Origin of the sequence: Amaricoccus sp. (assembly GCF_036846665.1) — a bacterium.
In the GTDB taxonomy this organism is placed as follows: Bacteria; Pseudomonadota; Alphaproteobacteria; order Rhodobacterales; family Rhodobacteraceae; genus Amaricoccus.
In genome coordinates this window covers 1-13208 of the sequence record NZ_DAIUBO010000101.1, presented here as the reverse complement: position 1 = coordinate 13208, position 13208 = coordinate 1, and the positions used below count along the sequence as shown (strand labels likewise).

The following is a 13208-nucleotide window of genomic DNA, read 5'->3' as shown; positions in this document are numbered from 1 at the left end:
CGTCGGGATCACCGCCGGCGTCGACAGCCGACGGGTTCTTGCGGGTGTTCAGCTGTGCGAGATCGCGTTGCCCACGGGGAGTATGCAAATGTCGGCCTCCACACAGTGAGGGGATACTTCGATGGAGCGTGCCAGCTAATCGAGCGGACGGCGATGGAGGTTGTCCCTTAGCCTGCCAGGCAAACGCTGAGTGCCTGGACTTGCCATACCAGTGAAGGTTGGCGGCGTCCTCAGTCAGATCAGTTTCGCCCTCTCTCAGGCCAGATTGCGGCCGACAGGGCCGGTCTGGTCCCAGTATGTGAGTCTCTGTTGAGTCGTGGCGGAGGGAAGAATGAAGCTTGGAGCCCTCAAGGCAGAGATTCGTCGGACAAGGATTGTTGTTGTTCGAATGCTCCTCCCAGATGGTGAGGTCCTTCTCCCGGTGATCAAGGACTCTCTCGCACGGATCATGTCGGCGAGGTATGGACCCTCAAAGATGTCAGAAACTCCGCTCACGCTAGTTAATGGGCAACTCCGGCTAACAAGAGAGTTCTCTGCTGCTCCGCTTGCTGCGGCGGACCCTGAACCAAGAGAGAGCGAGCCGGAGCCTCGCCATATGGCTGCTCCAGCGACCGCAACCGAGTCGACGGACGCCGACACCCACAAGGCATGGCGGCGAGGGTTCCTTGCTGGCGTAATGATTGGCGCATCGCTGGACGAAGCGGCTGAGCGCGACACTCGCGCGACGAAAGTATAATGTGACTTTGAAAACATCATTAAATCCATGATAGAAGCATTTCGGCTTGCGGATTTAGGGGTAGTCAGGGGACACAAACCCTTAAAAACCCTTTGAAAACAACGTTTTTTGTATCCGCCCCCGGGCACCATCCCTTCCCGCGCTGTCAATGATCTCAGGGGCTTTGGTGGCCGTTTTGTCCCACCGCTCCCCGGTGCGGGAAGAAGTGGGACAATTCTGCTCGCGCTCCGTACGCCATCACTGCCGCGACAGATGCGCCATGCCCGAGCCTGCCGGCACCTTCTCCTTCCGGATCGTGCTCCGGTGACGACCCATGCGCCGCGCGATCGCGCGGATGCTCAGGCCCATCTCCATCGTGCCGCGCAGACGGCATCTCTCCTCGAGGCGGAGGTGGCTGTGTCTCTGTCCCATGGCGATCCCGGACACAGCCGGTGGCGCGCTTGGCTTGTGAATCTACGCCCCACCGACGGGGGCATGCCTCTCTTTCCATTTCAAGGCGCCATCAAGGCACGCTCCCGAACCGAAATCCACGTTCGGACGCATTTGCCCGCAACGAACCGCCAACCGGCGGCGCAACACGGGGATGAAGCCGATACACCGGTTGACCTGTTCTTGACCCGATGCCGTCGTGCTGCAAACGCCTGCATTCCGCGAAAGGCCGGAGAACAGATGCCTCCGACCGGTCGGGACCTCACGAGCCGTCCGGCCGACCCTCCGGGAATTGGTGCGCAGCGCCAAGGATGCTGATGCTTACCAGGGATCCGACCGTCGGCGGCTCGGGGCCGCGAACCCTGAGGTGCAGGGTGGCGTCGCCGGCGCCGCCGCGCGGGACGATCTTGAGCGTCACGATCGCGCTCGATCCGGCGTACTCGGCGCCGAGAACCTGGCCGAGCACCGCCGTCCCATTGACGCTGTCGGCTTCCACCGGACGCAGCACGATCTGCTCGGGCCGCAACATGATCGTCCCCGGGCCCGCGGACCCGCCGTCGACCCGCAGGTGACCGAGGCTGCATTCGGCGACATCCCCGGTGATGAAGGCATCGACGATGATCGCCTCGCCCAGGAACCGTGCCGTCTCTCGATCCGCCGGAGCGAGATAGACCTCGCGTGGCGGGCCAGCCTGCCGCAGTCGGCCGCCGCGGAGCACGACGATCTGGTCGGCGAAGCCCATGGCCTCGGCCTGATCGTGGGTGACGAGGATGGTGGTGATGTCCGCCGCCGCCAGAATGCCGGCGGTGGCCTTGCGCATCTGCTCGCGGAGGCCGGAATCGAGGGCCGAGAACGGCTCGTCCAGGAGCATGAGCTTCGGCCGGCGCACCAGGGCGCGGGCGAGGGCGACGCGTTGCTGCTGGCCGCCGGACAACTCGTGCGGGTAGCGGTAGGCCGTCGAGCGATCGAGCTCGACCAGGTCGAGGAGCTCCGCCGCGCGCAGGCCACCGTCGCCCGCGGCGCGGTCCATGCCGAAGCGGATGTTGTCGAGCACGCTGAGATGCGGGAAGAGCGCGCCGTCCTGCATGACGAGGCCGATGTTGCGCCTGTGCGGCGGGACCGAGGCGGCCGGGTCGGCGAGCAGCCTGCCGCCGAGAAGGATCCGGCCGGTGTCGGGGGTTTCGAACCCTGCGATGAGTCGCAGGAGAGTGGTCTTGCCGGACCCGGACGGGCCGACGACGGCGGTGCGGGTTCCCCGCGCCACGTCGAGGTCGATCCCGGTCAGCGCCACCACATTGCCGTAGCGCTTGCCGACATCCCGCAGGCGCAGCTCGCTCATCGCCCGATCGCCCCGACCGCCTGCCGGTAGAGAATCACGCAGAGCGGCAGCGACAAGAGGATCATGGCGAGCGCGTAGGGCGCGGCGCCGACATGGTCGAACTCGCCCGTCAGCGCCCAGAACTCGGTGGCGAGTGTCCGGGTGCCGATCGGGCTCAGCATCAGCGTGGCGGTCAGCTCGGTAGTGATGCCCATCGCCACCAGCGCCATGCCCGCGGCAATGCCGGGCGCAGCCAGCCGCAGCGTCGTGCCGACTGCAGCAACGAGCGGCGGGCGGCCGAGGGCGATCGCGGCATGCTCGAGTTCGACCGGGACCTGCGCGAGGCTGGCGCGCAGCGCGATGATGGCCCGGGCGAGGTAGAGCAAGACGTAGGCGGCCAGAAGCGTCACCACGGTCTGGTAGAGCGGCAGTGCCACGCGCACGGTGATCGCCACGAGGGCGAGCGCGACAACGACGCCCGGAAGCGAGCCGACATAGATGTGGCAGGCCTCGATCAGCCGCTGGAGCCGGCCCGGCGCGCGTGCCGACAGCCAGGCGACGGGCAGCGCGGCGAGGCAGGTGAGCGCGGCACCGACGGCGGCGTAGAAGGCGGTCTGGCCGAGGGCCGCGCCGAGGCCGCCGCCCCAGGCCCAGGCGTCGGCGCCACCGCGCCAGAGCCAGCGCAGGAGGGTCGTCGCCGGCAGCGCCACCGAGAGCGACGCGACCGCGGCGGGAAGCAGCATCCAGAGCGGCCAGGCGCGCCCCAGCGCCATGCGCGGCGCGACCCGCGCCGCTCCCGGGCCGATGCGCGCGTAGCGCCGGTCGCCGCGCAGCAGGGATTCGAGGGCGAGGACACCGACGGCGCAAGCCACCAGGAGAATGCCCAGCAGGTTCGCCGCCGGCCCGTCGTAGACGGCCTGGAACTGGTCGACGATCGCCGTCGTCAGCGTTTCGAAGCGGATCAGCACATATAGGCCGTACTCGGCCAGCAGGTGCAGGGCGACAAGCAGCGCACCGCCGGCGATGGCGAGGCGAAGCTGCGGCAGCACCGCGCGCAGGAAGACGCGGACCGGCGGGTTGCCGAGCGAGGCGGCGACATCCTCTATGGCCGGATCGAGGCGGCGGAGCTGCGCCACCACCGGCAGGTAGACGAAGGGGAAATACGCCAGCACCGAGATCGCCACCGCGGGGGCGAGCCCGCGCAGGGTCGGGAAGAGCCCGTCCCAGGCGTAGGAATGCACGAAGGCCGGGATCGCCAGCGGCACCACCGCGAGCCAGCTCCAGAGCCGCGCCAGCGGCAGGTCGGTGCGCTCGGTCAGCCAGGCGAGCGTGACTGCGAGCGCGATCGCGAGAGGCACCGCGAGCGCTTCGAGCAGGAAGGTGTTGCGCAGGAGCTCGGCGACCCGCGGGCGGAAGATCAGCGCGCTCGCGATCTCCCAGCCGGTCTGCACCAGCACCACCAGCACGAAGCCCGCCGGGATCAGCGCGACGGCCGCGGCCGCCAGCGCTGCGGCCAGCAACGCCGGGTGCGCCGGAAAGCGGCGGTGGCGACGGCGCGGGAAGGTCGCATCGGGGCTTCCGGCCGGGGAAAAGGGTGCGGTGTCTCGCTGGAGGAGCATGGTCCCTCTGGCTGGGGTCGCCGCGTGCGGCCGCTAGAACACGCCCGATGCCGTCATCAGCGCAACGACCTCGGAGGCGTTGAGGAGCGATGGATCGACCTTGGGATAGTCGAGCCCGTCGAGCGGTGGCAACGCCGGGTGCGCCTCGACGCCGCTGGCGATGGCGTATTCGAAGGAGTCGCCGTCGCGCAGGATCGCCTGGCCGCCCGGTCCGGTGACGAAGGCCAGAAAGGCCTGCGCCGCGTCGGGATGGCTGCTCGAGGCGAGCACGCCAGCGCCCGAGACCGAGACGAAGGCGCCCGGGTCCTCGTCGCCGAAATGATGCAGCGCGAGCTTGTCGGAGCTCTCGCCGGTGCCGTCCCGATCGCCGAAGTAGTAGTAGTGGTAGATCAAAGCGCCCTCGACCTCACCGACATTGGCACCGCGCATCGCCTCGAAATTGCCGCGGTAGGCCAGGGCGTTGCGCTTCAGCCCGGCGAGCCAGTCCGCGGTCTCCTCCGACCCGCGCAGCTGCAGGAGCGCCGAGACGATCGCCTGGAAGTCGGCGCCGGCCGGGGCGGCGCCCCAGCGCCCCTCCCAATCGTGCCCGGCGAGGTCGAGCATCGAGCCGGGCAGGTCCGCCTCGTCGAGGAGCTCGGTATTGTAGGCGAAGACCGTGGTGCGGGCGGCGATGCCGGTCCACATGCCGCTTGCGGGGCGGAACTCCTCCGGCACCCGCTCGAGCGTCGAAGCGGCGACCGGCGCGAAGAGCCCGGCCCGCTCGACCAGCACCATCGCCGGAGAATTCTCGGTCAGGAACACGTCGGCGGGCGAGTTTTCGCCCTCCTGGATGATCTGGTTGGCCATCACCGTGTCGGTGCCCTTGCGGATGGTCACGGGGATGCCGGTCTCCTCGGTGAAGGCGGCGGCCCAGGCCTGGGTCAGCGCCGCGTGCTGCGACGTGTAGACGACGATTCCCTCGTCTCCCTGCGCGCTGGCGGGACCGAAGGCCCAGACCGCCAGCACGAACCCGACGACGGATTGGCGCAGCAACGGCATTCCTACCCCCCTCATGACTCCACCCACATGCGGCGCAGATTGGCCGCGGACTTGTTCAGCAGATCGAACTCCGGGCTCTTGCCGTCGCGCTCGAAGAGCGCACGGCCGACCCGCTCCAGGTCGAACAGGATCTCCCGCTGCTCGGCGCCGCGAACCAGGCTCTGCGCCCAGGTCACCGCCACCTCGCGGGTGCCGCGGGTGACCGGGGCGACCCGGTGCAGCATGGTCGAGGGATAGGCGACCGCGGAGCCCGCCGGCAGCTTGTAGGCCGCCTCGCCCGCGGCGCTCTCCATCACCAGCTCCCCGCCGTCGTACTCCTCCGGCTCCGTCAGGAAGAGCGTCACCGAGACGTCCGAGCGCATCCTCTCCGCGCCCATGACGGCGTTGTCCATATGGGTTCCGAACTCCATGCCCGGCGTATAGCGGGCGAAGAGCGGCGGCGCGAAGCGGCGTGGCAGTACCGCGGCCGCGAAGACCGGGTTGGAGGAGAGCGCCGCGACCACCTGCTCCTGCGCCTTCCGCGCCGCCGGCCCGGCACCGAGCTGCTCGTTCTTCTTCACCAGCCGCGAGGCCCAGCCGGACGAGAGCTCGCCGTCGACGTAGACCCCGCCTGCGAGGCTCTCGCGCAGCGCGTCGAGCCCGGGGCGGTCGAGGACATCGGCGATGCACAGGATCATTCGGCGGGGCCTGCTCCGGGGCGCGACGGCCCGGGGCGCACGGGGGCGCGGGTCAGGGCCTGGAACTCGATTGTAGTTGACTAATTAACTCTGGTATAATCACCTGCGAGAGCGTCCGCAAGCGGCTTGGGTCCGCCGGCGGGAGACGGGGGAAGCAACGCAATGCAGCGCAAGACGCGCATCTGGATCGGTCTCGGCGCCGCCGTCATGGTCGGCGGCACCAGCGTGGACCGGACGGCGCTCGCCTGGGACCTCGCCGGCCCCGACAGCCCGGCGTCGGGCGCCGCGTTCGGGGGGCCGGAGCGGCTGTTCGCAGCGCAGGCCGAGGGCGGCGAGGGCGGCCCGGGCGAGGGCGGTGGTCAGGTGCTCGGCACCATCACCGAGTTTCGCCTGAGCAGCACCGTTCCGGGCGCCTTCGACTACGACGCCGCGGCGCAGGTGACGGCCTATGGGGAGCTGGTGCACGGGACCTATGTCGCGGCGCAGGAGGCTGCGAAGGCGCTTCGAGAGGCGATTGCCGCGCTGCTGGACGATCCGTCGCCGGAGGCCTTCGAGGCCGCTCGTCAGGCCTGGCGCGCGGCGCGGGACGCCTATCTGCGCACCGAGGCGTTCCAGTTCTACGCCGGTCCGGTGGATGCGCCGGGGGGGCCGCTCCCGCGGCTGAACTCCTGGCCGGTCGATGCGGATCGCGTCGCCGGCATCATCGGCGATCCATCGGTTCCGCTGGACTTCCGCGGACTGGCGCGGATGAACCAGGCGGGAGGTGCGGGCGAGGTCACGACGGGCCTCCATGTCGTCGAGCTCCTGCTCTGGGGCGAGGACGGCGACCGAGAGCATTCCGATTTCGTCGCCGGGGTGGGGGACAACGACCGGCGCGGCGCCTACCTCTCAGCCGCCGCGCAGCTCCTGGTCAACGACCTCGGGCTCCTGGTCGCGGCCTGGGCGCCCGGCCGCAACAACTACCGCGCGGCGGTCGAGGCGATGGACCAGCGCAACGCGCTCGGCCGCGCCTTCAACGGCATGACGGTGCTCGTCGGCTACGAGATCCCGCTGCGCCGGATCGGCGCCGGGCTCTTTCCCGCCAACGAGAACTTCCAGCCGTCGCCGTTCAGCGACACCTCCACCGCCGACAACCGCTTCGCCTTCGAGGGGGCGCGAGACGTGTATTACGAGACCGGGCTCGACGCCCTGATCGCCGGGGCCGACGCCGGGCTTGCCGCGGAGATCGACGCCGCCTTCGCGCGGGCCGAGACGGCGCTGCTCGCGCTCGACGCGCCCTATGCGCGCTTCCTCGCCCCCGCTGCCGGCAGCCGCGAGCGGGCGACGGCCGAGCAGGCGGTCCGCGCCCTCACCGACCTCGGGCGCGAGCTGCGCCGGGCCGGAAACCGACTGGGCGTGCTTGTGGTCGTGCCCGGGCTCTGACGCCCGACCCATGCACTCCGGAATCGTCCGCAAGCCAGGCATCAGCCAAGCCAGCGTCCCAGCCCCGACCCGGACCACGGGCCGGGAGCAAACGCAAACCCAGAGGAAGAACAGAATGCTGACGCGCTGCCTGCTTAGTACGACCGCCCTGGCTCTGGCCGTTCCGGCCCTGGCACAGGACATCCAGCCCGTAGCCGACACCGTCACCGAGGTGGCCAACGACCTGCGCGGCGTGACCTTCGCCGCCGACGGCAAGATCTATGTCTCGGGATTCCGCGGCGACGACGAGGTCGAGACCACCTCCATCGTCGGCCGCTTCAACGCCGACGGCACGCCCGACACCGGCTTCGGGGAGGACGGGTTCGTGGAGCTCGACCTGGCGCCGGGCCGGGTCGAGGAGTCGATGGCGGTCGTCGAGCTGTCCGGCGGTGACGTGGTCGCCGCCGTGAACGCGATCGACGAGGACGGCGGGGAATCGGTCTATCTCCTGCGCTTCGACTCGACCGGGGCGCAGGTGACCGGGGACGCCTGGGGCGGCGAAAGCGGCGCGGTCGAGGTCGTCTTCGGCTGGGCGAACGCTGACAACGGCAGCTTCCCGGGCGTCGAGGCGCCGCCCCAGGATTCCGCCTGGGACCTCGACGTCGACGCGTCGGGCGACGTCGAAAAGCTGGTGGTCAACGGCTACGGTGCCGCCGGGCCGGAGACCGGCCGCACCGACAACGACCGCTACGTGGCCCGCCTGCTCGCCTCCGACGGCTCGAACGACCCCGACTTCAACGGCGGGATGCCGTTCACGTACCAATCGGCACAGGAGTTCTCCGACGGCGGCCGTCGCGCGACCGTCGAGCCGGACGGTGCGATCCTGAGCGCCGGCTACACCAACCTCGGCGACACGCTGCGCAACCACGTCATCCTGATCCGCCTCAATCCGGACGGCACGCTTGACGAAGGTTTCGGCGGATTCATCGAGCCGGCGTCTTCCGGCGAGGCGGTCGGCCTGACGCCGAGACCCGGCGTCGCGATCTTCAATCCGTTCGTGGCCGATGGAGGCTTCGCCGAGTGCTACGCCGCGGTTCCCCTGTCCGACGGCAGCTACGTCACCACCGGCTACGGCGCGGCCACCGTCGAGGGTGCACCGTCGACCCTCGGATTCCAGACGACGGAAGCGCAGGACGTGGTGACATTCCGCGTCGCGGCCGGCGGGCTCGACACGTCCTGGGGCAACAACGGCCTGCAGGCGATCCAGAGCGAGGGAGCCGGCCAGCCGACCGCCGAGGACCGCGGCCGAATGGCCCTGGCGCTGCCCGGCGACCGCACGGTACAGGTCGGCCGCTACGGCGGCGTCCCGGCAGCCTTCGTGCTCGACGCGTCCGGCCAGCTCGACGCCGGCGTCAGCGACGACGGCATCATCGAGCTTCCCCACGACAGCGTCGATTCGCAGTTCTTCGGGGCGGCCCTGTCGGATGACGGCTCGCGGATAGCGCTGACCACGAACGCGAACGTCGCCGGAGCGCGCCTGGTCGTCCTGGACGTTCAGAGCTGAGGCCCCGACCGGCCCTCGGAATGGGCCCGCTCAACCGATCGGTGGGCGGGCCCATGGACGGACACCTGCACGCAGGGTCTGCGGGGTGGCGTGGCGGCCTCCTTCCGCCGCGCGGTGCCCCGGTCCTGGGACCGCAACGCACCCCGGCTCGCAGGCAACGCCGGGAAGATCGCTCCTCCTGATCGGGCGCGGCAAGGCAGCGTCGCGATGTGCCGAAGCGCCCATCCGATGCCTGCCGACGCGCCGCCGGAAATGCCCCTTCCCGCCGACCGATACGCCGCCGCGGCGGCCACGGGACGATGGGCGCCGGGGCCGGGGATCGGGGCAGGGTCGCGCGGCCCGGCGGCGGCGCGATCGTCCCGCGGCGGTAGGGCGATCACATCGGCGCGGGCGGGATCGGCGCAGATGCGATCAGCCGCGAGGCAGGCCTTCCTTCCGGATCGGGCCCGCGGTTCTCGTGCGGGTCGGGAAGCCGACACGCTTGAGGATCCGGCCGGTCCCGTCGACGATGAACCTGCAGGCGCGATCCCCGTAGATGAAGGTCAGCCTCCATAGACCCTCGTCCTCGCCCACGCCGATCTCGGATCGCGAGGTGATCTTCTCGGCGCGCATCTTCTCCCGGATCTCCTCCTCGCTCACGCCGAAGGCCTCCGCGAGCGTCCCGGCCGGAACCACGAAGCCCTCGCCGTCCCGCTCAATCCCGCCCATGGGCATCCCTCCAATAGCCGTTGGCCGCGGCCACAGTGGCGAAATGCGTCGCGACCACCTGGCTCGAGGCGATGAGGCCGTCGGCGTTCTCGGCATAGAACGGCCGCAGCCTGTCGCGGACCCCGGCATCCGGCTGGGTCAGCTTGACGGCGACGCGCGCCAACTTGACCGCCAGATCATAGCCCTCCTGCGGTGTCGCCGTCTTCAGCGTGGGCAGCCAGTCGGTCATCGGGCGTTCCTTCCTTGAATCGGGCCTCGGGCGTTGCGAGCACGCGGCAGGCATTGCCCTGGAGGTCTTCGAACTGGTCATGGCGCATGGCCCAGAAGAAGGCCGCGAGGCCGACGAGCCCCATGCCGATCGAGACCGGAACGAGCACGTAGAGCGCCGTCATGGCGTCGCCCCGCCGATCGCGCGCCAGGCGTGCCAGGTCCCGTGCCCGAGGACCGGGAACACCACCACCAGCGCCAGAAGCCCCGTGGCCGCGGCGAGGCCCATGCCGGCGGCGATGATCGCCCCCCATGCGAGGCAGGGCGCGAGGTTGTGGGTGGTCATCGCGAAGCTGAGGCCCATCGCCGTGAGGGCGTCGCGCCGCTCGACCATCAGCATCGGCACCGAGAACAGGCTGAGCGCGAAGGCGAAGGCGGCGAAGAGCCCGCCCACCACGGTGCCGACGCCCAGCAATGCCCAGCCGCTGCCCGTGGTCAGCACGTTGACGAGCGCGTCGCCCCCGCCCGGATAGGGCGCCATCCCGAAGAAGAGCGCATAGAGCAGATCCGCGGCGCGGAGCCAGAAGAGGACGAGGAGGCCGAGCAGGAGGCCGGCATAGGCCAGCTGCGCCCCGGAGGCCGGGCGCGCCAGCACCATCTGCCCCAGCGTCGCGCTTTCGCCCTTCTCGCGGCGACGGCTCTGCTCGTAGAGGCCGATCGCCAGGAACGGGCCGACGATCAGGAAGCCCGAGATCGCCGGCAGCGCCAGATGCAGAAGCCCCGTCGCCCAGAGCCCCCCGAGCACCGCATAGGAGACCAGCACCAGGAAGGCGCCGTAGACGAGGCTCGGCCTCGGCGCGGCGCGCAGGTCGCGCCAGCCGGCGGCGAGCCAGTCGAGCGCGGCATCCGCCGGCAGGCCACGCGCCAAGGTCGTGGCGGGGCGCTGGGGCTGGCGAAGGGTCGGAAGCGGTTCGAGCATGAGCCAGGGCTCCTAGCAGGCGCGTCTTGCGGGCATGGCGGTTCCTTCGGCGGCGACGCAGGCCGGCTGCGAGCGGAAGGCGACCGCGAGAAGATGCGCATTCGCGGCAAGGACAAGCGTCAGCGCGGCGAAAGCGCCGATCAGGGCGAGCCGCTTCTGGACGGCGGCGCTCACGGTGCGGCCTCCTCGGCCCCGGAGGAGAGCCGCGCGACATGGAGCGCCAGGAGGTTGATCTCGGCCGCGCTCAGGCGATCGGACCATTGCGGCATGACGCCCATGCGCCCGTGCCGGAGAGTCTGCTCCACCGTGGCCGCATCCTGCCCGTAGATCACCGAATCGTCGGTCAGGGAGGGCGCGCCGTTCAGGAGCCCGCCCTCGCCGCCCTCGCCATGGCATGCGGCGCAGTTCTCCTCGAAGAGCAGGCCGGCCGGGCTCTCGGGATCGGCGCCTCCCCCGGGCAGCCCCGCGACATATTCCGCCAGGGCCGTGCGATCCGCCCGCTCGAGCCAGTCGAAGGCCGGCATCTCGCCGTAGCGGGTGTCGGGATGCTCGCTGTTGATGCCCACCGACAGGGTCTCGGCGATGTCCGCGGGCGCACCACCCCAGAGCCAGTAGCCGTCGCTGAGCACGGGAAATCCCGGCCCGCCGCCCCCGGTCATGCCGTGGCAGACGGCGCAATTGTCCCGGAAGAGCCGGTGCGCGGCCGGCATCGCCGCCGCCATGAGATCGGCGTCCTGCTCCAGCGCCGCGAAATCGGGGGCATCGAAGCGCGAGAGCCAGCCCTCGCGCATGCCGGAGAGCTCGCGGTAGCCGGCCACGGCGACCTCGCCCTGATCCAGGTCGAGCAGCCCGCGCGTATAGTCGCGCCCGAGCGGCCAGGCCGGCAGCAGGATCCAGGCCACGACCGCATAGGCAAAGGTCAGCCCCAGCGCGATCAGCGCGATCCGGGGAAAGGGCGTGTTCAGCTCCTTGATCCCGCCCCATTCGTGGCCGGTGGTGTCGTAGCCCGTCACCGGGTCGATTTCGCGGTTGCCGGTATGCGGATCGGCGCCAGGCAGGGCTTTGGGATCGGTCGTCATCGCCGCTCCTCCGCGGTCTCGGAGGACAGGATCGACCGCGCGATCCTCTCCTGCTCGGCCCGGCGCCGCGGGTTGTAGCTGCGGATCAGCACGATCAGGAGGAAGCCGCCCATCCAGATCGGCCCGAAGACCTTCGCGGCCAGCACCAGCGTCTCGTGGCTCATCGCGTGCCCTCCGCCAGCCGCGCATGGGCGGCGTCGGTCAGCGTGCCGAGCGACTGCAGATAGGCGACGACCGCATCCATTTCCGTCAGCCGGGCGGGATCGCCGTCGAAGGCGCGAACCGCCACGTCCTCGCCGTACCGCTCCTGCACCGCCGCCGCACCGTCCGAATCCGGCTGGCTCTGGGCCAGCGCATCGGCCTCCGCATTCTCGATCATCGCGTCGTCATAGGGCACGCCAAGCCTTGCCAGGGTGGCGAGGCCCGGCGCGAGCAGCCGCCTGTCGAGGGAGCGGGTCAGCCAGGGATAGGCCGGCATGATCGAGACCGGGATGACCTCGCGCGGATCCATCAGATGCGCCACATGCCAGTCGTCGGAATACTTGCCGCCCAGGCGGGCGAGATCGGGCCCCGTGCGCTTCGAGCCCCAGAGCATCGGGTGGTCGTAGGCGCTCTCGGCGGCCAGCGAATAGGGGCCGTAGCGGTCGATCTCGTCGGCGAGGCTGCGGATCATCTGGCTGTGGCAGGCATAGCAGCCCTCGCGCATGTAGATCTCGCGCCCGGCGAGTTCGAGCGGCGTGTAGGGGCGCAGGTCGTCGGGGATCTCCACCGTCTCCTCGATGGTGAAGAGCGGCGCGATCTCGACGATTCCGCCCACCGAGGCCACGACAATGATCGCCCCGACCAGCCCCATGGAGATCTTTTCGAGGTTGTAGTGCAGCTTCAGCATGATCTCACTCCGCCGGATGGGCCGCGAGCGGCCGGTCGGCGCTGTCGGCCCGGCTGCCCGCGGCGCGCATCGTCGCCCGGCAGTTCAGCACGCAGATGACGAGGCCGGCGAGGAACAGCGCACCGCCGAGGGTGCGGGCGGCGTAATAGGGCCGCATCGCCTCGACCGATTCGATGAAGCTGTAGGAAAGCGAGCCGTTTTCGTCATAGGCGCGCCACATCAGCCCTTGCGTGATGCCGGCGTTCCAGAGCGAGACCACGTAGACGAGCGTGCCGGCGACGGCGAGCCAGAAATGCCATTCCACCGCCTGCGGCCAGGCCATGCCGTCACGTCCCGAGAGCTTCGGCACCAGGGTGTAGATCGCGCCGAAGACGATCATCGCCACCCAGCCGAGCGTGCCGGAATGGACATGGCCCACCGTCCAGTCGGTGTAATGGCTGAGCGAATTGACCGGGCGGATGGCCATGAACGAGCCCTCGAAGGTGGACAGGCCGTAGAAGACCGCCGCCACGAACATGAAGCGCAGCGTCGCGTCGTCGCGCACCTTGTGCCAGGCGCCGTTCA

At 70.0% G+C, this 13208-nt stretch carries 16 protein-coding genes; 2 read left to right on the top strand and 14 right to left on the bottom strand.

The genetic code is table 11. The annotated features are described in order from the left end of the window. Window positions 1-973: 973 nt before the first annotated feature. The 5 genes from V7050_RS11325 to V7050_RS11305 form a co-directional block, all read right to left on the bottom strand. Window positions 974-1147: a helix-turn-helix domain-containing protein gene (locus V7050_RS11325; protein WP_324366777.1), complete on the bottom strand. Its 174-nt coding sequence runs from the start codon at window positions 1145-1147 to the stop codon at window positions 974-976. Between the two features lie 280 nt (window positions 1148-1427). Then, a complete protein-coding gene (locus V7050_RS11320) occupies window positions 1428-2504 on the bottom strand; it encodes an ABC transporter ATP-binding protein (RefSeq protein WP_324366780.1) in 1077 nt (358 codons plus the stop codon). Further along, window positions 2501-4102, bottom strand: coding sequence for an ABC transporter permease (locus tag V7050_RS11315; RefSeq protein ID WP_324366782.1), 1602 nt, complete (start codon window positions 4100-4102; stop codon window positions 2501-2503). The genes V7050_RS11320 and V7050_RS11315 overlap by 4 nt, the downstream gene beginning before the upstream one ends. A gap of 33 nt (window positions 4103-4135) precedes the next feature. Then, complete coding sequence (locus V7050_RS11310) at window positions 4136-5140, bottom strand: extracellular solute-binding protein (protein ID WP_324366784.1); 1005 nt, start codon at window positions 5138-5140, stop codon at window positions 4136-4138. An 11-nt stretch (window positions 5141-5151) separates the two neighbouring features. Beyond that, a complete protein-coding gene (locus tag V7050_RS11305) occupies window positions 5152-5817 on the bottom strand; it encodes a Fe2+-dependent dioxygenase (protein WP_324366787.1) in 666 nt (221 codons plus the stop codon). A 162-nt stretch (window positions 5818-5979) separates the two neighbouring features. Here V7050_RS11305 and V7050_RS11300 point away from each other — a divergent pair, with 162 nt between their 5' ends. Both V7050_RS11300 and V7050_RS11295 read left to right on the top strand, forming a co-directional pair. Further along, a complete protein-coding gene (locus V7050_RS11300) occupies window positions 5980-7239 on the top strand; it encodes an imelysin family protein (protein WP_324366789.1) in 1260 nt (419 codons plus the stop codon). Between the two features lie 115 nt (window positions 7240-7354). After that, entirely contained in the window at window positions 7355-8782 is a 1428-nt protein-coding gene (locus V7050_RS11295; protein WP_324366791.1) for a delta-60 repeat domain-containing protein, read from the top strand. Between the two features lie 411 nt (window positions 8783-9193). On the opposite strand, the gene V7050_RS11290 is transcribed toward V7050_RS11295, so the two are convergent. From V7050_RS11290 to V7050_RS11250, 9 genes are all read right to left on the bottom strand, one after another. Then, on the bottom strand, window positions 9194-9490 hold the full coding sequence (locus tag V7050_RS11290) for a DUF6522 family protein (RefSeq protein WP_324366793.1): 297 nt from the start codon (window positions 9488-9490) through the stop codon (window positions 9194-9196). Next, window positions 9477-9719, bottom strand: coding sequence for a hexameric tyrosine-coordinated heme protein (locus tag V7050_RS11285; RefSeq protein WP_324366795.1), 243 nt, complete (start codon window positions 9717-9719; stop codon window positions 9477-9479). Before V7050_RS11285 ends, V7050_RS11290 begins: the two co-directional genes overlap by 14 nt. After that, the gene (gene ccoS, locus V7050_RS11280) at window positions 9667-9882 is read right to left on the bottom strand and encodes a cbb3-type cytochrome oxidase assembly protein CcoS (RefSeq protein ID WP_324366797.1); all 216 of its coding nucleotides are present in this window, start codon (window positions 9880-9882) and stop codon (window positions 9667-9669) included. The genes V7050_RS11285 and ccoS overlap by 53 nt, the downstream gene beginning before the upstream one ends. Continuing rightward, complete coding sequence (locus V7050_RS11275) at window positions 9879-10676, bottom strand: DUF2189 domain-containing protein (RefSeq protein WP_324366799.1); 798 nt, start codon at window positions 10674-10676, stop codon at window positions 9879-9881. Before V7050_RS11275 ends, ccoS begins: the two co-directional genes overlap by 4 nt. 12 nt (window positions 10677-10688) lie before the next feature. Beyond that, a complete protein-coding gene (locus V7050_RS11270) occupies window positions 10689-10850 on the bottom strand; it encodes a hypothetical protein (protein WP_324366801.1) in 162 nt (53 codons plus the stop codon). Beyond that, window positions 10847-11755, bottom strand: coding sequence for a cytochrome-c oxidase, cbb3-type subunit III (gene ccoP, locus V7050_RS11265; RefSeq protein ID WP_324366803.1), 909 nt, complete (start codon window positions 11753-11755; stop codon window positions 10847-10849). The genes V7050_RS11270 and ccoP overlap by 4 nt, the downstream gene beginning before the upstream one ends. Further along, window positions 11752-11919, bottom strand: coding sequence for a cbb3-type cytochrome oxidase subunit 3 (locus tag V7050_RS11260; RefSeq protein ID WP_324366805.1), 168 nt, complete (start codon window positions 11917-11919; stop codon window positions 11752-11754). Before V7050_RS11260 ends, ccoP begins: the two co-directional genes overlap by 4 nt. Next, window positions 11916-12644 (bottom strand): cytochrome-c oxidase, cbb3-type subunit II, encoded by a 729-nt coding sequence (ccoO, locus tag V7050_RS11255; protein ID WP_324366807.1) that lies wholly within the window; start codon window positions 12642-12644, stop codon window positions 11916-11918. The genes V7050_RS11260 and ccoO overlap by 4 nt, the downstream gene beginning before the upstream one ends. Before the next feature lie 4 nt (window positions 12645-12648). Further along, on the bottom strand, window positions 12649-13208 hold a 560-nt coding region (locus tag V7050_RS11250; protein WP_324410546.1), incomplete at its 5' end, for a cbb3-type cytochrome c oxidase subunit I.